We start from the raw sequence: 20,901 nt of genomic DNA, 5'->3' as shown, positions 1-20,901 counted from the left end.
CTTTTTATGCTATAAGTACGGGGAGGATTTTTCCGGGGAGCGAGGGTGCCATGGCTGAAGAAAAGTTTTTTCTGGGACGCCAGCCGATACTGAACCGGGAGCAGACGATCGTGGCCTTCGAGCTTCTGTTCCGCTCCCCGCAAAGCCTCATGCAGGCGCAGATCTCCGACACCCACCAGGCGAGTGCCAGCGTCATCCTGACCGCCCTTTCCGACTTCGGCTTCCAGGACGTCCTCGGGCGTCACCGCGGCTTTTTCAACGTAAGCCACGACACCCTCATGTCGAGCGCCATGGAGCTCCTTCCGAAGCGGCAGGTGGTGATCGAGCTCCTGGAAAACATCCTCATGGACGCGGAGGTTCTGGACCGCTGCCGCCATCTCAAGTCCCTCGGCTTCACCCTCGCCCTCGACGACCACGTCTTCTCCGAAGATTTCGCCCCCTTCTACTCCACCGTGGACATCATAAAGCTCGACGTCATGGAGACCCCCCCCTCCGAGCTTTCCGAGGTCGTGAAGATCTTCAGGCGCTGGCCCCTCACCCTCCTTGCCGAAAAGGTGGAGACCGCGGAGCATTACACCGTCTGCTCCGAGCTCGGCTTCGATCTCTTCCAGGGGTACTACTTCGCCCGTCCCGTGCTCCTGAAGCAAAACCGGGTCGACGTGGCGAAAGTCGCCATGCTCCAGCTCATGAAGCAGGTCATGGCGGAGACGGAGATCGACGAGATCGAGGAGACCTTCAAGCTGAACCCCGGGCTCACCTACAACCTGCTGCGCCTGGTGAATTCCGTGGCGATAGGGCTCCGGGTCCGCATAAAGACGCTGCGCCACGCCCTCACGGTGCTGGGGCTCGAGCAGCTGAAGCGCTGGATTACCCTCGCGCTCTACGCCTCCAACGAGGGGCGCGGCATGCAGAGCCCCCTTCTGGAGATCGCGGCGGTGCGCGGCAAGCTCCTGGAGCTCCTGGTGAAGGGGGAGGGGACCCCGGCGGGGAAGGAGTACGCCGACCGCGCCTTCATGGTGGGGATACTCTCTTTGATCGACGTCCTCTTCGAGGTTTCCATGGAGGAGCTCGTGGAGAAGCTCAATCTCGTGGAGGACGTGCGCCTTGCCCTCGTGGAGCGTTCCGGTCGGCTGGGAGCGCTCCTTCTCCTCGCGGAGAAGCTCGAGCAGGCGGATTTCGCCGGGATGGAGGGGCACCTCGCGGAGTGCGGGCTGACCCTTGACGACCTCATGGCGGCGCAGATCGAGACGATAAACTGGACCAACCGCCTGAACCTCGCACTCTGATTTCCTTCCTTGACACGGCGCTTTCTTTTGAGGTAACTTGGTTCGTCCCGGCCGACGGGACGCAGCGGCAGTCCAGGCTGCGCTCCAGCTACAGGTTGAGCCGACTTCCGGTGGGGGATCTCCCCTTCCACCAAGCCTCGACGTGAGTGACAGCGGGCCCTGCCTCCCACTCTACCCGACTAGCAAAACCACCGAGACAACCTATGAAGATAACCGCCGTTATTCCGGCCAGGTACGCCTCCACCCGTTTCGTGGGGAAGGCGCTGGAGGACATCCAGGGACGCCCCATGGTGCAGCACGTCTATGAGCGTACCTCCCGGGCGACTCTTGTCTCAGATGTCATTGTCGCCACCGACGACGAGAGGATCGCGCAGGCGGTGCGGGCCTTCGGCGGCAGGGTGGAGATGACGAGAGCGGACCACGAGACCGGCACCGACCGGCTCGCGGAGGTGGCGGCGCGCATCGACGCGGAGATCCTGGTGAACGTGCAGGGGGACGAGCCCCTCATCGAGCCGGGCATGATCGACCAGGCGATCGCCCCCCTCATGCACGACCCCACCCTGCAGATGGCGACGCTGAAGAGCCGCATCAAGACGCTGCACGACTTCCTCTCGCCGAACGTGGTGAAGGTGGTGGCAGACCTGAAGGGGAACGTCCTGTACTTCTCCCGCTCGCCGCTGCCGAACTTCCGCGACAAGTGGAACGACCTGAAGGACGAGGCGTTTGTCTCAGGGAAGCTATTGTGCTTCAAGCATGTGGGGCTGTACGTGTACCGGCGCGATTTCCTTCCGGTCTTCACCGCGCTGAAGCCGACCTACCTGGAGCTCTCCGAGAAGCTGGAGCAGTTGAGGGCCCTGGAAAACGGCTACCGGATCAAGGTCGTGGAGACGGAGTTCGACTCCATCGGGGTGGACACCCCCGCCGATCTGGAGAAGGTGCTGGAAAAGTTGAACGCGCAAGGGGCACGCTAGAGGTATCGTTTGAACAAAGAGTTTAAGACAGGCTTACGGTTGTCTTCCCGGTGCACTCCTGGCTGCACCGCGCGGCATACCCGTCCCGGCCTGTCTTTTTATTTGGAGGATCAGTACAGTGAAAACTAAATTTATCTTCGTAACCGGCGGCGTAGTTTCCTCCATAGGTAAGGGACTCGCCGCCGCTTCTTTGGGGGCGCTTCTCGAGGCGCGCGGCTTGAGGGTCACCATCCAGAAACTCGACCCGTACATCAACGTCGATCCCGGCACCATGAGCCCGTTCCAGCACGGCGAGGTCTTCGTCACCGACGACGGCGCCGAGACCGACCTCGACCTCGGGCACTACGAGCGCTACACCTCGGCGAAGCTCTCCAAAAAGAGCAACTTCACCACCGGCCAGGTGTACTTCTCCGTCATCGAGAAGGAGAGGCGCGGCGACTACCTCGGCGGCACCGTGCAGGTCATCCCGCACATCACCGACCAGATCAAGGCGAACATCCTGGAGAACGCGAAAGGTACCGACATCGCCATCGTGGAGATCGGCGGCACCGTCGGCGACATCGAGTCCCTCCCCTTTCTGGAGGCGATCCGCCAGCTGAAGAGCGACCGCGGTCCCGGGAACGTCCTGTACCTCCACGTGACCCTCGTGCCGTACATAAAGACGGCGGGGGAGCTGAAGACGAAGCCGACCCAGCACTCCGTGAAGGAGCTGCGCGAGATCGGGATCCAGCCGGACATCCTCCTGTGCCGCACCGAGCTCGACCTGCCGCAGGACATGAAGGCGAAGATCGCGCTCTTTTGCAACGTGGAGGAGAAGGCGGTCATCACCTCCATGGACGCGGAGCACATCTACGCCGTGCCGCTGGCGCTGAACCGCGAGGGGCTGGACGACCAGGTCGTGGAGAAGCTCAATATCTGGACGAAGGCCCCCGATCTCAGCCACTGGCAGCAGGTGGTGGCGAAGCTTACCCACCCGGAGAAGGGTGAGGTGAAGATCGCAGTCGTCGGCAAGTACGTCGACCTCACCGAGAGCTACAAGTCCCTCTCCGAGGCGCTCACCCACGGCGGTATCGGCAACGACTGCCGGGTCGTCCTCTCCTACCTCGACTCCGAGAAGATCGAGGAGGAAGGTGCCGAGGCGTACCTCGCCGGGCACGACGGGATCCTCGTCCCGGGTGGCTTCGGGGAGCGCGGCACCGAAGGGAAGATCATGGCGATCGAGTATGCGAGGCTTAACAAGGTCCCCTTCTTCGGGATCTGCCTCGGCATGCAGATGGCTGCCGTCGAGTACGCCAGAAACGTGTGCAAGCTCCCGGAGGCGTTCTCCAGCGAGTTCAAGCCGGAATGCCAGAGCCCGGTGATCCACCTCATGGAAGGGCAGAAAGGGGTGAACCGCAAAGGTGGGACGATGCGCCTCGGCGCCTACCCCTGCTCCCTCACGAAGGGGACCCTCGCGCAGAAGGCGTACGGCGCCACCGAGATCTCCGAAAGGCACCGGCACCGCTACGAGTTCAACAACGTCTTCAGGGACGCCATCACCGCCAGCGGCATGACCGTTTCCGGCCTGTACAAGGAAGGTGACCTGGTGGAGATCATCGAGCTCCCGGACCACCCGTGGTTCCTCGGGTGCCAGTTCCATCCGGAATTCAAGTCGAAGCCGCTGAACCCGCACCCGCTCTTCAAGGCGTTCATCGGTGCGGCGTGCGCAAACCGTAAGGCTTAAAAAACCCGGGAACCCACCCCCTGTCCGGATTGCGACTGGTGAGACCGGTCGAGCATCGTGGCGGGGCGGTGGGTTTCTCTTTAACAGGGGGAAAAATGGTTCGGGAAATCAGCATCGGAGGAGTGAAGATCGGGGGGACGAAGCCTCTGGCCATCATCGCCGGCCCCTGCGTCATGGAGAACGAGGCATCCACCATGCGCTGCGCCGAGCGCCTGATGACCATCTGCAACGGCGTGGGGATGCCCCTCATATTCAAGGCCTCCTACGACAAGGCGAACCGCACCTCGGTGCACGCCTACCGCGGTCCCGGGATGAAGGACGGTCTGCGCATCCTCGCGCGGGTGAAGGAGAGCCTCGGCGTGCCGGTGCTCTCCGACATCCACTCCATCGAGCAGGTGGAGCCGGCGGCGGACGTTCTCGACGTGATCCAGATCCCGGCCTTTCTCTGCCGCCAGACCGACCTCCTCGTCGCCGCCGCGAAGACCGGGAAGGTCATCAACGTGAAGAAGGGGCAGTTCCTGGCGCCGTGGGACATGAAGAACGTGGTGGGAAAGCTGCTGTCGTGCGAAAACGAGAACATCATTCTCACCGAGCGCGGCGCGAGCTTTGGGTACAACAACCTGGTGGTGGACCTGCGCTCCCTGCCGATCATGCGCTCCACCGGGTGCCCCGTGGTCTTTGATGCCACCCACAGCGTGCAGCTTCCTGGTGGGGCGGGGGGCTCTTCCGGCGGTCAGCGGGAATTCGTGGAGTATCTGGCCCGCGGCGCCGTGGCAGCGGGTGTGGACGGCGTTTTCCTCGAGGTGCACGAGGACCCGGAGCAGGCGCTGTGCGACGGGCCGAACTCGGTTCGCCTGGACGACCTGCCGGTACTCCTGAAGAAGCTGAAGGCGATCGACGCCATTGTGAAGTAGGGAAGTGACTGTCCGCCACTGTCGGACTGATCTGATAAAGAGAAGAAGAGGCTCCGAAATTGATATTAGCTGAAGCAAAGAGGGTAATAAAAGTCGAGGCGGAGGCGCTGCACGCGCTTGCCGACTCCATCAACCGCGACTTCGCCCGTGCAGTGGAGATGATCCTGAAGGCGCCCGGGCGCGTCGTCGTCACCGGGATGGGGAAATCGGGGCTCATCGGGCAGAAGATCGCCTCCACCATGGCCTCCACCGGCACCCCCGCATTCTTCCTGCACCCGGCGGAAGGGATCCACGGCGACCTCGGCATGATCATGAAGGGGGACGTGGTCCTTGCCATCTCCAACAGCGGAGAGACGGATGAAGTCGTGCGCATCCTCCCGATCGTGAAGAGGCTCGGCGCCTCCCTCATCTCCATGGCGGGGAACCCCGGCTCCACCCTTGCAAGGAGCGGCGACATCTTCCTCGACATCTCCGTAAAGGAAGAGGCGTGTCCGCTGGGGCTCGCTCCGACCGCCTCCACCACGGTGACCCTTGCCATGGGGGATGCCCTTGCCGTGGCGCTCCTCGTGGAGCGCGGCTTCAAGGCGGAGGACTTCGCGCTCTTCCATCCGGGGGGCTCGCTCGGGCGGCGCCTCCTTTTGAAGGTCGAGGACATGATGCACGCAGGGGAAGCCCTGCCGCTGGTGCACTCCGCGACCCCGATGCGCGAGGCGCTCTTCACCATCACCTCCAAGAAGCTGGGGATCACCGGCGTCACCGACGAAAGGGGCGCTCTCATCGGGGTCATCACCGACGGCGACCTGCGTCGCGCGCTGGAAAAGGGTGGGGACATCATCAACCAGCCGGCCGGGGCGCTTATGCAGGGAAACCCGAAGCGCATCCTCGCCGGGGAGCTGGCGGCGCGGGCCCTGCAGCAGATGGAGCAGTACTCCATCACCTCCCTTTTCGTCTTCAACGAGCAGGACGGCGACCGTCCGGTGGGGATCATCCACCTGCATGACCTCCTGAAGGCGGGGATAGCTTAGTATCTGCCCGCAGATTAGAGTCGAAAAGGCTCTCTGTCCGCAGATTACGCAGATTGACGCAGATTTTGATCCCGGTGAGGATACCTCACCGCACGAGCCAAGATCGGAGTTGGTCGAACGAAGGTTGTATTTACCATCTTGTTTTGCTTTTAATCTGCGGAAATCTGCGTAATCTGCGGACAAAAAGAGGTTTTTATGGAAGAGAGACTCAAAAAGATAAAGCTCCTCATCCTCGACGTCGACGGCGTCCTCACCGACGGGCGCATCGTCTTTGACGCCAACGGCGTGGAGAGCAAGTTCTTCAACGTGAAGGACGGCCACGGCATCAAGATGATCCAGCGCCTCGGTATCGAGGTCGGCATCATCTCCGGCCGCGCCTCCCAGGTCGTCACCAACCGCGCGGAAGAGCTCGGCATCACCCGCGTCTTCCAGAAGGCGTACGAGAAGCTGACCCCCTACCGCCAGATGCTGGACGATTGCGGCCTCACCGATGAGGAAGCCGCCTTCATGGGGGACGACGTCATCGACATCCCCGTCCTGCGCCGCGCAGGCTTTGCCGCCGCCCCGGCGGATGCCGTCGCGGAAGTCTTCCCCTTTGTCCACTTCGTCGCCAAAAACGGCGGCGGCTGGGGGGCGGTGCGCGAGGTCTGCGACCTCCTCATCAAGGCACAGGGTCACTGGGACGCCGCCACCGCCCGCTACTACGCATAACTTTCCGACTCTAACGACCAAATCTCCGGGACTGCCGGCGCGACTCGTCGGTCGCGCCGGCAGTCCCGTCTCCTCCCATTTTTTCCCGACCGCCTCATCCGCCAGTATCTCTTCGATACGCCCCCCACGCCACTCTCCGTTTTTCCTCATTCACTACCCCAACGAACATCCCCACTCTCACAATCCGCTCGTCCTGCCTCATCTGTCTTTTCCGGGTTTACATTTGGGGGGCGCCATGGTAAAAAGATTTCTCTTTGATAATTTTAATTATCGTCATTGCACCATGACCTCTCTCACAACGCGAAGGCATTTTCTAAAGTGTTATTTGCTATGCCTTTCTCTATGCCGCACTTTTTAGCGAGCTAGTTGATTTTAATGGATTGCACTGTATGATATGTATCTGCCGGAATCTATGTGACAGTGGCATGCCGGCAATTGTCAGAAGTTGCAGCTGAGTGTCTGTCTCTTCCAGATTTCCCGGGACTATTTTTCATTGAGTTTCTGACGTTGGCCGCCGCTGCGAGCGGTACGGCCTGGATCGGAGGGGAAGTGAAAGTCGTCATACTGGCAGGCGGTTTTGGCACGAGGATCAGCGAGGAGTCCCATCTCAAACCGAAGCCGATGATAGAGATCGGCGAGCGGCCGATCCTGTGGCACATCATGAAGATCTACTCCCACTTCGGCTTCAACGATTTCGTCATCTGCCTCGGCTACAAGGGGTACTGCGTCAAGGAGTACTTCTACCACTACTTCCTGCACGAGGCGGACATCACCTTCGACTTCAAGACCTCGAACCAGAGGATGGTGCACCACCACACCGCCGAGCCGTGGCAGGTGACGCTGGTGAATACCGGTGTGCAGACGATGACGGGGGGCAGGGTGAAGCGGGTGCGCGAGTACATCGGCAACGAGACCTTTATGCTCACCTACGGCGACGGCGTCTCCAACGTCCCCATCGACAGGCTTCTGGCCTACCACAAGTCGCACGGCAAGCTCGCCACGGTGACCTCCACCCAGCCTCTCGGAAGGTTCGGCTCCCTCAGCATGTCCGAGGGCAACGTGGTGAGCGGCTTTCTCGAAAAGCCCAAGGGGGATAACGCCTGGATCAACGCCGGCTTCTTTGTGATGGAGCCGCAGGTCCTCGACCTCATCGAGGGGGACTCTACCATTCTCGAGAAGGAGCCGCTGGAGGAACTGGCCCGGCAGGAGCAGCTTGTGGCCTTCAAGCACGACGGCTTCTGGCAGCCGATGGACACCATGCGGGACCGCATACAGCTCGAGGAGCTCTGGAAGAGCGGTGGTGCGCCGTGGAAGGTGTGGGCATGACGGAATTCTTCAGGGGGAAGAAGGTCTTTCTCACCGGGCACACCGGCTTCAAGGGGAGTTGGCTCTCCCTCTGGCTGCACGCGCTCGGTGCGCAGGTGACAGGCTACGCCCTCCCCCCTCCCACAACGCCGAGCCTCTATCGTCTGTGCCGGATCGACGAGATGGTGCATGGCATCGAGGGGGATGTACGCGACGCCGAGGGTCTCGCCCGTGCCATCGAGGACGCCACGCCGGAGATCGTCATACACATGGCCGCCCAGCCGCTGGTGCGCCGTTCCTACAGAGCGCCGCTGGAGACGTACCAGACGAACGTTATGGGAACGGTCCACCTCCTGGAGGGTGTGCGCCGCACCCCTTCGGTGCGGGCGGTGCTGAACGTCACCACCGACAAGTGCTACGAAAACCGGGAGTGGCCCTGGGGATACCGGGAGAACGAGCCGATGGGGGGGTACGATCCCTATTCGAGCAGCAAGGGGTGCTCCGAGCTCGTCACCGCCGCCTACCGAAGCTCCTTCTTCAATCCCAGCGGGTGCGGGGGGGTGCCGCAGCATCGCGCGGCAGTCGCGAGCGCCAGGGCGGGTAATGTGATCGGGGGTGGTGACTGGGCGGAGGATCGCCTGATTTCGGATTGCATCGCAGCGCTTATGAAGGACGAGCCGGTGCAGATACGGAACCCGCACGCGATCAGGCCGTGGCAGCACGTTCTGGAGCCCCTCTCCGGGTATCTTCTCCTCGCGCGCAGCCTGTACGAGGAGGGGGAGCGCTTTTCCGGCGCCTGGAACTTCGGTCCCCGCGATGACGACGCCCGCCCGGTCGAGTGGATCGTCTCCAGGCTCTGCGGGCTCTGGTCCGGAAAGGCATCCTACGAGCTCAGCGGCGACGACCACCCGCACGAGGCCAGTTACCTGAAGCTCGACTGCTCCAAGGCACGCGCCGAACTCGGCTGGCGTCCGGTGTGGTCGCTGGAGACGGCGCTGGAGAAGATCGTGGAGTGGGCCAACGCCTTTCGCGACGGCGCGGATCTGCGCACCGTCTCCCTCGACCAGATACGGCAGTACGCCGCCCGCTGCGGCAGCCAGTGGCTTCTCCCCTCCTGGGCGCCCGACGTCGCGGCAGTCCTGCCGGAGGGAACCGGTAAGGACGGAGCGGTACCTGACGTCGCATGGATGAAGATGCAGCTGGAGAACGGTTTCGTAAGCACTGTGCTCGCCTCTGCGAGCGAGGATGTCTGGAATGAGCTATAGAGGCACGATATTCACTCTCCGCTACCCGTTCGATGCTGAAACAGCCGGGGGGGCGCGCCCTGCCCTCGCCGTCAGTGAGCCTGACCGTTCCGGCGACATCGAGTTTCTCTTCATCACCACCGACGAGCTGCGCTCCCCCGGGAGCATCGATCTGAGCGCCGATGTGCTGGACGGGCGCGACTTCCCGCTCCCTGCCGTCCTGCATCAGGAGAAGAAGTACCACCTCCCGAAGGAGCTGATCGCAAAGGACGTCGCCCGCGTCACCCCCGCCTTCCTGGAAGAGGTGCTGCGCAGGCAGGTCCTCTTCGCCGCCCGGGAGCACTGGCAGGTGAAGCACGCCGCGCGGAAGGAATTTTCCCCCGGGGATCGCATCCCCTACGCCGGCCGGGTCTTCGACGCCGACGAGATCGAGCTTCTCGTCGACTCCGCCCTCGACTTCTGGCTCACCGCCGGCCGCTACGCCGAACGGTTCGAAACGGAGCTTGCTGCTTTCCTCGGCGTTGCCCATTCCTCCCTCGTCAATTCCGGCTCATCGGCAAACCTCCTTGCCTTCATGGCGCTTACCTCTCCAAAGCTGGGGGAGCGTGCGATCCGCCGGGGGGACGAGGTCATAACTGTCGCAGCCGGCTTCCCCACCACCGTCGCGCCCCTGATCCAGTACGGAGCGGTCCCGGTATTCGTGGACGTCACCCTCCCGACCTACAACATCGACTGCACGAAACTCGAGGAGGCCCTTTCCGGAAGGACGAAGGCCGTCATGATCGCGCACACGCTGGGGAATCCGTTCGACCTCGCCAGAGTGAAGGCGTTTTGCGAGCGGCACTGCCTCTGGCTCATCGAGGACAACTGCGACGCCCTCGGCTCCCGCTATCTCATAAACGGCGCCTGGCGCTACACCGGGACGATCGGCGATCTCGGCACTTCCAGCTTTTATCCGCCGCACCACATGACCATGGGGGAGGGGGGTGCGGTGTACACGGACAACCCGCTCCTGGAACGGATCGTCGATTCCTTCCGGGACTGGGGGCGTGACTGCTGGTGCCCCTCCGGCCGGGACAACACCTGCACGAACCGCTTCGGGCAGCAGTTCGGCGAGCTTCCCTTCGGCTACGACCACAAGTACGTCTACTCGCACTTCGGCTACAACCTGAAGGGGACGGAGATGCAGGCGGCGATAGGGTGTGCGCAGCTTTCGAAGCTCCCCTCCTTTATCGAGGCGCGCAAGAGAAACTGGAGCTACCTGCGGGAGGCGCTCTCGGGGGTGGAGGAGCACTTCATCCTCCCCGAGCCGACGCAAGGGTCCGACCCGAGCTGGTTCGGCTTTCTCCTGACGGTGCGCGAGGGGGCGCCGTTTTCCAGGGAGAGGATCGTGAAGACCCTGGAGGGGAAAGGGATCCAGACCCGCATGCTCTTTGCGGGGAACCTCCTGAAGCACCCCTGCTTTGACGAAATGCGCAAAAGCGGCACCGGCTTCCGAGTGGCAGGGGGATTGCCGGTCACGGACGCCATCATGGAGCGCACCTTCTGGGTCGGGGTGTACCCCGGCATGACGGAGGGGATGCTCGACTTTATGGCGCAGACGATACGGGAGTTCTGCTCACGATGAAGATCCTCGTCACGGGAGCCACCGGCTTTGTGGGGGCGTGTCTCACCAGGCGCCTCAGCGCGGGCGGCTACGACGTGCACGTCCTCACCCGGCCGAGCTCCGACCGCTGGCGCATCGCCGACATCCTGCCGCGGGTGACGGAGGAGTCGGGGGACCTGCGCGATCGGGAGGCGGTGGAGGCGGTGGTCAGCCGGGTGCGCCCGGAAGCTGTCTGCCACTTCGCCACCTACGGCGGCTTCTCCTTCCAGGACGACAGCGCCGCCATCTTCGCCACCAACCTCATGGGAACGGTGCACCTCCTCTCGGCGTGCGAGAAGCTCCCGCTGAAGAGCTTCGTTAACATCGGCAGCTCCTCCGAGTACGGGGTGAAGGGAGCACCGATGAAGGAGAGCGATGCGCTGGAGCCCGCCGGGAGCTACGGGATCGCCAAGGCGGCGGCTTCCCTCTTATGCCGCGCGGAGGCGCTGGGGAAGGGACTACCGACGGTAACGCTGCGCCTCTTCTCCCCCTACGGCCCGTGGGACGACAGGCACCGGCTGGTCCCCTACCTCCTGAGCTCACTTCTGAGGGGGAGGGCGCCTCAGCTTTCCACCCCGACTTCGGTCCGGGACTTCGTCTTCATCGATGATGTCCTCCATGCCATCGAGGGGGCGCTGCAGAACCCCCCGCCGCCGGGGGAGGCGTACAACATCGGCTCCGGCGTGCAGCACTCCGTCGGTGATGTGGTGGCCCTGGCTCTGAGGCTCACCGGCAGCCGGCTCGAACCGGTATGGGATGCGCGCACGCCGCAGCGCCCGGAGCCTTCCTGCTGGTGCGCCGACCTCACCAAGCTCCGCGCCCACGGCCGCGAGTTCCCGGCCACGCCGCTGCCGGTGGGGCTGGAGCGCACTCTCTCCTGGATGCGGGACAACCTCGCATGCTACCCCTGAAGGAGGAAGTGTTGAAACTCTCCGATTACGTAATCGACTTTCTGGTCCGCCAGGGCGTCAACCACATATTCGAGTTCGTGGGGGGCGCCATCACCCACCTTCTCGACTCCGCCTCCTATCGGCACGAAATCTCCTGCGTTTCGGTGCACCACGAGCAGAGCGGCGCCTTCGCCGCGGAAGCGTACGCGCGGATAAACGGGTCGCTCGGGGTGGCGATGGCCACCAGCGGCCCCGGCGCGCTGAACCTCCTCACCGGGATCGGCAGCTGCTACTTCGACTCGGTCCCCTGCCTCTTCATCACCGGACAGGTGAACACCTACGAGTACAAGTTCGAGAAGCCGGTGCGCCAGATCGGCTTCCAGGAGACCGACATAGTAAGCGTGGTGCGCCCCCTCACCAAATACGCGCAGCTGGTCACCTCCGCGGGCTCCATCCGCTACGAGCTGGAGAAGGCGGTCTACCTCGCCCGCGGCGGCAGGCCCGGCCCCGTCCTTCTGGACATCCCCATGAACATCCAGCGGGCGCATATCGAGCCGGAGGAGCTCGCGAGCTTCTTCGACAGTGCGGAGTACGGCGCCATGGAGCAAGGGGAGCCCTCCTCCCTGGCGCGGCTGGACGACATCGTCGAGCTCATGGTTGCGGCAAAGCGCCCGGTGATCCTCGCCGGGGGCGGGGTGCGCAGCGCCAACGCCGCCGACGAGCTGGAGAGGCTGGTGCGGCGCACCAGGATACCGGTCGTTTCCTCCCTCATGGGGCTTGATGCGGTCTCCCACGAAGATCCCCTCTTCACGGGGATGATAGGCGCCTACGGCAACCGCTACAGCAACCTCGCGGTGGCAAACTGCGACTTCCTCCTCATCCTCGGCTCGCGCCTCGACTCCCGACAGACCGGCACCCGCCCCGATACCTTTGCCCGCGCCGCCAGGAAGGTGCAGGTCGACACCGACGCGGTGGAACTGCAGGCGCGGGTGGCGGTGGACATCGCGGTGCACTGCCACCTGAAGCCCTTCCTGGAGGGGCTGAACCGCAAGCTCACCGGCTACTCCCCGCCGGATCGCGCCGACTGGCTCGCGGTCCTCGACCGCTACCGGGCGAAGTTCCCCACCCGCCTCAATGCGCCCCCTCCTGAAGGGGTCGACCCGAACCTCTTCATGGAGATCCTCTCCGCCGCCAGCACCGAAGGGGACATCGTCACCCTCGACGTGGGGCAGAACCAGATGTGGGCGGCCCAGTCCTTCCGCCTGAAAAAGGGGCAGCGCATGCTCATCTCCGGCGGTATGGGCGCCATGGGGTTCGCGCTCCCCGCGGCAATCGGCGCAGCGAAGGCCGCTCCCGGGCGCAGTGTCATCGCCATCGCCGGCGACGGCGGCATCCAGGTGAACATACAGGAGCTCGACCTCGTGGCGCGGCAGCAGCTCCCGATAAAGATCGTGGTGCTGAACAACGCCTGCCTCGGCATGGTGCGCCAGTTCCAGGACATGTACTTCGGCGGGCGCCGGCAGTCCACCGTCATAGGGTACGGCTGCCCCGACCTCATTAAGGTCGCCGAGGCGTACGGGGTGCCGGCGTACCGGATTAGCGGAGCCGATGCGCCGGAGGTCCTCGCGGAGGCGCTTGCCGCGAAGGGGCCGGCCTTCGTGGAGGTGATGCTGGAGCAGGGGACGACGGTGAATCCGAAGCTCGTGGTGAACCGCCCCATTGAGGACATGTCGCCCCATCTGGACCGTGAGGAACTGGCGAGGGAGATGCTCATCGATCTGGTGGAAGAGATGGAAGTGCCTTAGCTCCGCGGGGGGCGATGCTGGCGATAGTACGGTAAAATTTGCGGCGCTTTATGTGCGGAGGTGAAGGTGAAAGTAATGGGTGAAAACCTGACCTTGTCAGACTTCGTTCCACCGGTTGTGAAGAAGGTGGTGCGCAGGGTGTGCCGACGCCCCGCCCCCGCCCCGCGCGCGGTCTACCTGCATGAGGCGCTCGGCTCCTTCAGCCAGTACCAGGAGGACCTGATCATCGACGCCATCTTCAGAGGGAGGAAGGACGGCGTGTACGTCGATGTTGGGGCAAATGATCCCGTTTTGCTCAGCAATACCAAGAGGTTCTACGACAGAGGGTGGTGCGGGGTGAACGTCGAGCCCACGCCGCACCTTTACCGTAAGCTCGCACAAGCAAGGCCGCGTGACATAAACCTTGAGATGGGGGTGGGCCCGACGGAATCTGAGATGACATTCTATCTCCTGAATGTGGATACCCTTTCGTCCTTTGATAGGGAGACTGCGCTGCGCAACGTGAAGGAGTTTGACGTCACCGTGGTGGAGGAGCGCCCGGTGAAGGTGATTCCCCTGGTCCAAATCTTCGAGCGCTACCTCGACGGGCGCCAGGTCGATCTCCTTTCCGTCGATACGGAAGGGTGCGATCTTACGGTATTACAGTCGAATCGGTGGGATGAGCACCGTCCCGAGGTTGTGATAGTGGAGACGAACCAGGATCACGGACTGGTCGGCGATTTTCTCGCCACGGTCGGCTACACCCTCGTCTACCAGAATCACACCAACGGCATTTTCCTGAGGTCTGAATCCCTCGTACCTTGCCGCTCATTATAGCCAGGAGCCGATTTGAAGATCCTATTCCACAACTACCATGACGGGTTGAACGACGGGAACAGGATCTTTGCGTCTGCGGAGAGCGTAATCGGTGACGGTCTGCTGAGACCTTTCCAGGTCCTCCACACCGCCGCACAGCGCAGGGGGGTGACGGTCGGCACGAGGGCACTTATCGCTCCGGAAGAGGCGGATGCGATTGTCTTTATCGACCTGCCGGACACCTCGCATCCCCTTGTCCGCGAAATGCTGCAATGCGGGAAGCCCCTCTACCTCATCGTTCTGGAGAGCGTCCTGGTACGGCCGCCGGTGCTGGAGAGTCCTCTTGCGGGTGCCTTCGAAAGGATCTTTACCTATGACGACTCCCTCATTGACGGTGAGAGGTTCATCAAGATCAACTACACATTCGATCGCCACAAGGGTGGGCTTTTGAGTCACGAGGAGGGGAGGAAGCTCTGCGTGATGATCGCGGGGAACAAGAGAGCTTCTCACCCGCAGGAACTCTACTCGGAAAGGGTAGCGGCGATCAGGTGGTTCGAGGCGCACCACCCGGAGGAGTTTGACCTCTACGGGGTCGGGTGGGACGAGCGGGATTTCGGCGCGACTCTCCCGCTGCGTCTCCTGAATCGGTTCCCGTCTGTGCGCAGGGCACTCGCTCCGAAGTACCCCTCCTACCGTGGCCAGGTGGAGCGGAAGAGGCCGGTGCTGGAGCGGTACCGCTTCGCCATCTGTTACGAAAACGTGCGGGACGTTCCGGGGTATGTCACTGAAAAAATATTCGACGCCCTCCTCGCCGGGTGCGTCCCGGTCTATCTCGGCGCCGGAAATGTGACCGATTATATTCCTGCCGACTGCTTCATAGACAGAAGGGCTTTTCCCGGCTACCGCGAGCTTTACGACCATCTCTCCATGATGACAGCAAATGCGTACCGCGGCTATCTGGAAGCAATCCGGGCATTTCTCGCCGGGGATCTCTTCTCCCCCTTCAGTTGCGAGACCTTTGCCAGGACCATCCTCAACAATATTTTGATCCAAGGCCGTTGAGAGTATGAGCGCTACTACCATACTCAGAGCAATCGCGAAGAGCTACCTGGGAAAGGCCTTCGGGCTCATGTCCCTGTCGCAGGCAGTGAGCGCCCTTACGAGCTTCGGCGTCATGTCCGCCTACACTCGCATGCTCCCCCCCCAAGAGTACGGAAAAATATCGATCATCTGGCTCTTTTTGAGCGTACTCGCCATCCTCGTCGACACACGCCTCAACACAGCGCTGTGCATCCGTTACTTCAAGGTGAGTCGCGAAGATAACGTGCGCAACATCTACAGCGTCCTCGCTTACTACATTGTCGTCTTCTCCCCCTGCTGCGCTCTCATAGAGGCGAACCCGGGACTCTTCGGGCAGCTCCTGCACATAACACTGACGGCGACGGAAGTGCACCTGATCTGTCTGATCTGTCTCTTCATGCTTATCGGGAACTGCCTGAACAGCCTGCTCCTCACCTCGAAGCAGACCCGGATCTACTTCCTTGTAATGCTCCTCTTCAACGGGACACTCGCCGCCACCAGCGGCTCCCTCCTTTTCCTCTTCGGGTACGGCTACCTCTCCTATCTCTATGGGTATCTCGCCGCCTATGGTGCCGTCGGCGTCGCCACCGTGTCGTACTTTCTGAAGAACTACCCCCCCACACCGGTGCGGGTGATCTCCCCGCAGAGACTGATGGATCTTGCGAAGATCGGGCTTCCACTCGTTCCCGACGGGCTCCTGGTCATCTTCCTTACGTGGGCCGGGAGGTACATACTTAATCTGTATACTACTCTGGCGGTGGTGGGGGTATACAGCGTCGCCTACATGTTCTCCAACATCTTCAACAGCTTCGTCCTCGGCCCTTTCGGACAGGCCGTCACACCGATCCTGTTCGAGAAGTTCGCAAGCTCGGTTGAGGAGTACCAAAGCCTCCTGAAGACGATTTTCCGGTACTACTGGCTCGTCGCCATGACAGTGCTCATCGGGTACTTCGTGGTGCTGAGGGAGATATTCCTCCTCTTTGTGGGGCCGAAGTACCACGACGCCTACAACATCGTGGCGATCATGATAGTGGCGATGATGTTCTCCGGCGTCTGCGGCTATCTCGGCACTGTAATCATCCTGAAGGAGAAGACCCAGCACGTCTTCATGATCACGCTTCTCTCCTCGATGGTGAACATAGCGCTCAATCTCCTCCTCGTTCCGCCGGGGGGGATGTACGGCTCGGCGTTTGCCATGCTCGGAAGTTTCCTTGTGCAGTTCCTCCTGACCCTCATGTACAGCCAGCGCCTCATGCATGTCGACTATCCGTACCGCTTCATCGTCGATTACGGCGTCATCTGTCTCCTCTTCGGCTGCGCCGTCATCGGCGTCTCATATTTGGAGCTGCCTGTGGCGGCCGGAGCCGCCCTCAAATGCCTCCTCTTCGCCTGCTACTGCCTGACGGTGGCGGGGAAGACGGGGGTGGCTGAAAGGGTGCGCGAGTTTTCCCGGCGGGTCGCGCCGGCCCCGGGGCCCTTGGGCGAGGAGCGGCTATGACGGGTGCAAAAAGGCCGGAGGTCTCTATATGTATACCGACGTACAACAGCGCCGCCTACCTGAGGGAATCCCTCGACTCCATCGCCGCCCAGACGTACCGATCGGCTGAGGTGATTATCTCTGACAATGCCTCCACAGACGACACCACTGAGATCGCTGCGGAGTATGCCGCCCTCTATGGATGGAGATTGCACATAAACCGGGAAAACCTCGGTCCCTTCGGTAACTTCAACGCTCTTATCGGTATGGCCGCCGGAAGGTATGTGGCGATCTACCATGCCGACGACGTATACCACCGATCGATCGTCGAGGAGTCGTTGGCGGTCTTCCGGGAGAACCCGGGGGTGATGCTCGTGGGCGCGCTGTCGACTGAGATAGACGGGAACGGCTCTGTTCTGAAGGAGTACCGGCTTCCTCCCTTGATAGAGGAGACGGGGCGCTCGGTGCACCGCTTCGAGGATGTGCTGCGCGGGGTGTTGACCAGCGGAAGGGACCGGGCTTTCCTGATCACCCCGACCGTGATGGTGCGGCGGGAGGCGTACGAGAAACTCGGCACCTTCTCCATGACAGGGAGGTACGGCTCCGCGGGGGACTACGAGATGTGGCTGCGGATCGCCCGCAGCCACCAGATTTCCATCATCAACAAGAGGCTTCTCAGGTATCGTATCCACGCGGGACAGGGGAGCGAGCTGGAGATTCGCAGGTATCGCGAGATCCCCGATGTCCTGGGGGTGGTTGAGGAGTACGTCGCAGCATTGGAGGACGAGACGGTGCGGGCTCTCGCCAAGAGGTACCGCTTCCTTACCATCTTCCACGCGGCCCTCAGGCAAAACAGGTGCGGCGATTTCGAGAGATGCCGGGCCTCGCTGGAGCGGCTCGGTGCCCACCGCTCCGTTGCGGCCTCACTGCTGGGGCGCCTGAACCGCCACGGCGTGCGTGACCTCTCCGGGGTGTGCCGGGTGCTGAACCGCGCTCTTCCGGCGCTGTAGGGGGAAGGGATGGAGAGAGAAAGGGAGAGGAGCGGAGGCGCCACCGGCGCAGCGGGGAGCGGCTCCCCGCTCGTCTCGGTCATCACCCCCTGCCACAATGACGGAGTATATCTTTCCGATGCGCTCGCCTCCGTGCGGGAGTCGCAGTACCCGAACCTCGAGCACATCGTGGTGGACGACGGCTCCACCGACCCCGCCACGCTGGAGATCCTTGACGGGGCGGCCGCAGCGGGGGTGACGGTGCTGCGGCCGGGGAAAAGGGGGGTGTCGGGGGCCAGAAACTTCGCGATCCGCCAGAGCAGCGGGCGCTACATCCTGCCGCTCGATGCGGACGACCGGATCTCCCCGCAGTTCATCCCCCTCGCGGTGCAGCGCCTGCAAAGCGCGCCGGAGCTGAAGCTCGTCGCCTGCCACTACCGCCTATTCGGGGAGAAGAGCCGCAGCATCAGGGTGGAGCCGTACTCCATGGAGAGGCTTCTTGGGCACAATCTCTACGTGGTGACGAGCCTCTTTCACAGGAGCGACTTCGATCGGGTCGGCGGCTTCAGCGAGACGATGGCAGCCGGCTACGAGGACTGGGACTTCTGGATTCGCCTCTTGAAGGAGGGGGGGGAGGTCGCGGTGCTGGAGGGAGAGCACTTCTTTTACCGGGTGAAGCCGCGCAAGCGCTCGCGAAACAGACAGTTTGCGTTGCAGGGGCGCGGGGATCTGCGCCGGGTGATGTGGCAGAACCACCGGGAGCTCTTCGCTCAGGTCTTCCCCGACCCCCTGCAGATGACGGAGTACCTCGACGTGGCAAATTCCAGGGAATACCGGCTGGGCAAGCTCCTCCTTGCCCCGGTCCGCAGACTCCTCGAGCTCAAAAGCTCCCTCTCCGGGAGGTAAAGGTTCACAATGAACTTCTTTCAGAACGAGTACCTGATACTGTGCTACCTCTTCGGCCTCCTCCTGGTGATGAACTACCTCGTCGGGCGGCGCGACATCCTCTATCCCGGCTTCGTCTACTCCGCGCTGTGGACGACGATTGTGGTGTTGTATGCCTTCTCCCCTGTGCAGTTCAACAAGATCAGCATCCTCACCTGTTGTGTCCTCTTGGGCGGGGCCGTCGCCTTCAGTACTGGCTGCTACCTCGGGCGATTCGTGCCGATGAAGGAGACTGGCCGGCAAAGCATTCCCCCCCCGCGCTCCGGGGCCCGCTTTCTCGTCATATACTCCCTCGCCGTTTTCCCCTTTTTCTACCGTGACCTCGCTGGACTGGGAGGATCCCTCTTCAGCCTGGGGGAACTCAGGCATCTCATCATCTCCTCCCTCGTAAGTGGCGAGAAGCCATACTCCAGCATCATCACGAGTAGCGCTATGGCGATCTCCATCAGCACTACCTTCCTCGTCTATCTCGAGCACAGGAAAGGGGAGCGGCTCTTCTATCTTTCCCTGCTGATCTCCCTCCTGTACTGCATCCTGAACACGGGTCGAAACTCGATCCTTGCGCTGGTGGCGGGACTCTTCGCCATCCGCCTCTTCAAACGGGGGAAAAGAGTGACCCTGAAAGAGGCTCTGAAGATCTGCCTACCGATCGGCACCGTGTTTGCCGTCTTCATGATGTGGTATATGCAGCTCACCCACAAGACCGACGAGGCATACACGCTGCTGGATTACTTCCTCCTGTACCTCGTCGGCGGCGTTGCGGGGCTCGATATCGCCGTCGACGCTCCGGACTTCAAGCACAGCTGGGTGTACGTGCCGATGCCGACGAACGTCTTCACCGTCTACAAGGACTTCTATGCCTTCACCCTGCCGGGGCTTGTCCTCATCTTCCTGCTGATCGGTCTCATGCACGGCGTGATCTACAAGGCAGCGAAGCGGGGGAGCAGGTACGGCATCTTCTTCTATGCTGCGAGCCTCTACCCGCTCCTCATGACCTTCTTCGCCAACCAATACCTCTTGCGGCCCTTCGCGCGAGACTCACTGGTGGTGCTAATCTGCTACCTCCTGATCCCCGGCGTCCGGCGCATGCTCGTGAAACTCTCCTCCGGAAGGGTGTGCGGAGTCCCGGTCGCCGCGGCGCAGGGGGGAGGGGGGAGCGATGGCTGATCTACCCGCGAAGGTGTGCGCCCTCGTGGTGGCGTACCACCCCGACCGCGCCAAGCTCGAGAGGCTGATCGGGCTCATCGCCCTGCAGGTGGGGCGGGTTGTCGTGCTGGACAACGGCTCCTCCGATGAGGTGCGCGAGGTCCTCAGGGGGTATCCGGAGGTGCTGTACCAATCGATGGAGGAAAACGTGGGGCTTGGGGGTGCGCTAAACCGCGGGGTGCTGTTAGCGGGAAGTCTCGGCTGCGATTACGTCGTAACCTTCGATCACGACAGCGCCCCGGCGCCGGATATGGTGCTCCGCCTGCTGGAGGCACTGCGCGAGCTGAAGTGGAGCGGCCGGAGCGTGGCGGCCGTGGGCCCTGCCTTTGTGGACTACCGTCAGTCGCCCCCCCTTCGCTACCCCTTCGTGGCCACCTCAGGGTGGCGGGTGCGGCACCTGTACGCCGCCGACGGCGCCCCACTCCCGGTGGACCAGCTCATCACCTCCGGCTGCCTCTACCCGCTGGAGGTCTTCGAAGGGGTCGGGCTCTTCAACGAGGAGCTCTTCATCGACTATGTGGACACCGAATGGTGCTTCCGGGCGAGGTCCCGGGGGTACTCCCTCTTCGGGGTGACCGACGCTGTCATGTCCCACGAACTCGGGGAGGGGGAGGTGACGATCTCGTGCGGCATGCGCCTCATCGAGTACACCCCGCTGCGGCGGTACTACTACTACCGGAACACGGTGCACTTCGTGCGCCTGCCGTACGTGCCGTGGGTGTGGAGGGTGCGCCTTTCCCTCGGGCTCCTGGCGCGCGCCCTCTTTCTCCCGGTTTCTCCGGGAAGGGCGCGGTGTCGGCAGCTGCAGATGATGACGCGGGGAATACTCGCCGGAGTGGCCGGCGTTACAGGGAAGGTGCACAGTGGCTAGCTCAGGGGGGGAGGCCGGA

At 62.6% G+C, this 20,901-nt stretch carries 18 protein-coding genes; all 18 read left to right on the top strand.

Going from position 1 to position 20,901, the window contains the following annotated elements:
* The first annotated feature begins 50 nt into the window (after window positions 1-50).
* Entirely contained in the window at window positions 51-1,286 is a 1,236-nt protein-coding gene (locus tag LPW11_RS03795) for an EAL and HDOD domain-containing protein (RefSeq protein ID WP_230996802.1), read from the top strand.
* A 203-nt stretch (window positions 1,287-1,489) separates the two neighbouring features.
* Window positions 1,490-2,257, top strand: coding sequence for a 3-deoxy-manno-octulosonate cytidylyltransferase (gene kdsB, locus LPW11_RS03790; protein WP_230996801.1), 768 nt, complete (start codon window positions 1,490-1,492; stop codon window positions 2,255-2,257).
* A 118-nt stretch (window positions 2,258-2,375) separates the two neighbouring features.
* The gene (locus LPW11_RS03785) at window positions 2,376-3,980 is read left to right on the top strand and encodes a CTP synthase (RefSeq protein WP_230996800.1); all 1,605 of its coding nucleotides are present in this window, start codon (window positions 2,376-2,378) and stop codon (window positions 3,978-3,980) included.
* A gap of 95 nt (window positions 3,981-4,075) precedes the next feature.
* Window positions 4,076-4,894 (top strand): 3-deoxy-8-phosphooctulonate synthase, encoded by an 819-nt coding sequence (gene kdsA / locus LPW11_RS03780; protein ID WP_230996799.1) that lies wholly within the window; start codon window positions 4,076-4,078, stop codon window positions 4,892-4,894.
* Between the two features lie 59 nt (window positions 4,895-4,953).
* On the top strand, window positions 4,954-5,919 hold the full coding sequence (locus LPW11_RS03775) for a KpsF/GutQ family sugar-phosphate isomerase (protein ID WP_230996798.1): 966 nt from the start codon (window positions 4,954-4,956) through the stop codon (window positions 5,917-5,919).
* A 195-nt stretch (window positions 5,920-6,114) separates the two neighbouring features.
* On the top strand, window positions 6,115-6,630 hold the full coding sequence (locus LPW11_RS03770; protein ID WP_230996797.1) for a KdsC family phosphatase: 516 nt from the start codon (window positions 6,115-6,117) through the stop codon (window positions 6,628-6,630).
* 549 nt (window positions 6,631-7,179) lie between these two features.
* Entirely contained in the window at window positions 7,180-7,956 is a 777-nt protein-coding gene (gene rfbF, locus LPW11_RS03765) for a glucose-1-phosphate cytidylyltransferase (RefSeq protein WP_230996796.1), read from the top strand.
* Window positions 7,953-9,200, top strand: coding sequence for a CDP-glucose 4,6-dehydratase (rfbG, locus tag LPW11_RS03760; protein WP_230996795.1), 1,248 nt, complete (start codon window positions 7,953-7,955; stop codon window positions 9,198-9,200). The genes rfbF and rfbG overlap by 4 nt, the downstream gene beginning before the upstream one ends.
* Window positions 9,190-10,806, top strand: coding sequence for a lipopolysaccharide biosynthesis protein RfbH (gene rfbH / locus LPW11_RS03755; protein WP_230996794.1), 1,617 nt, complete (start codon window positions 9,190-9,192; stop codon window positions 10,804-10,806). The genes rfbG and rfbH overlap by 11 nt, the downstream gene beginning before the upstream one ends.
* Window positions 10,803-11,735: an NAD-dependent epimerase/dehydratase family protein gene (locus tag LPW11_RS03750; RefSeq protein WP_230996793.1), complete on the top strand. Its 933-nt coding sequence runs from the start codon at window positions 10,803-10,805 to the stop codon at window positions 11,733-11,735. Before rfbH ends, LPW11_RS03750 begins: the two co-directional genes overlap by 4 nt.
* A gap of 11 nt (window positions 11,736-11,746) precedes the next feature.
* Window positions 11,747-13,519: a thiamine pyrophosphate-binding protein gene (locus LPW11_RS03745; RefSeq protein WP_230996792.1), complete on the top strand. Its 1,773-nt coding sequence runs from the start codon at window positions 11,747-11,749 to the stop codon at window positions 13,517-13,519.
* A 75-nt stretch (window positions 13,520-13,594) separates the two neighbouring features.
* Window positions 13,595-14,335 (top strand): FkbM family methyltransferase, encoded by a 741-nt coding sequence (locus tag LPW11_RS03740; RefSeq protein WP_230998240.1) that lies wholly within the window; start codon window positions 13,595-13,597, stop codon window positions 14,333-14,335.
* 12 nt (window positions 14,336-14,347) lie between these two features.
* A complete protein-coding gene (locus LPW11_RS03735; RefSeq protein WP_230996791.1) occupies window positions 14,348-15,376 on the top strand; it encodes a glycosyltransferase family 10 domain-containing protein in 1,029 nt (342 codons plus the stop codon).
* A gap of 4 nt (window positions 15,377-15,380) precedes the next feature.
* The gene (locus LPW11_RS03730) at window positions 15,381-16,892 is read left to right on the top strand and encodes an oligosaccharide flippase family protein (RefSeq protein ID WP_230996790.1); all 1,512 of its coding nucleotides are present in this window, start codon (window positions 15,381-15,383) and stop codon (window positions 16,890-16,892) included.
* On the top strand, window positions 16,889-17,881 hold the full coding sequence (locus LPW11_RS03725) for a glycosyltransferase family 2 protein (RefSeq protein ID WP_230996789.1): 993 nt from the start codon (window positions 16,889-16,891) through the stop codon (window positions 17,879-17,881). Before LPW11_RS03730 ends, LPW11_RS03725 begins: the two co-directional genes overlap by 4 nt.
* 9 nt (window positions 17,882-17,890) lie before the next feature.
* The gene (locus tag LPW11_RS03720; protein ID WP_230996788.1) at window positions 17,891-18,766 is read left to right on the top strand and encodes a glycosyltransferase family 2 protein; all 876 of its coding nucleotides are present in this window, start codon (window positions 17,891-17,893) and stop codon (window positions 18,764-18,766) included.
* A gap of 9 nt (window positions 18,767-18,775) precedes the next feature.
* Window positions 18,776-19,972: an O-antigen polymerase gene (locus LPW11_RS03715; RefSeq protein WP_230996787.1), complete on the top strand. Its 1,197-nt coding sequence runs from the start codon at window positions 18,776-18,778 to the stop codon at window positions 19,970-19,972.
* On the top strand, window positions 19,965-20,882 hold the full coding sequence (locus tag LPW11_RS03710) for a glycosyltransferase family 2 protein (protein WP_230996786.1): 918 nt from the start codon (window positions 19,965-19,967) through the stop codon (window positions 20,880-20,882). Before LPW11_RS03715 ends, LPW11_RS03710 begins: the two co-directional genes overlap by 8 nt.
* Window positions 20,883-20,901 lie beyond the last annotated feature (19 nt).

This window comes from Geomonas sp. RF6 (assembly GCF_021044625.1).
Taxonomy (GTDB): Bacteria; Desulfobacterota; Desulfuromonadia; order Geobacterales; family Geobacteraceae; genus RF6.
This window is presented reverse-complemented; position numbering and strand designations above follow the sequence as displayed.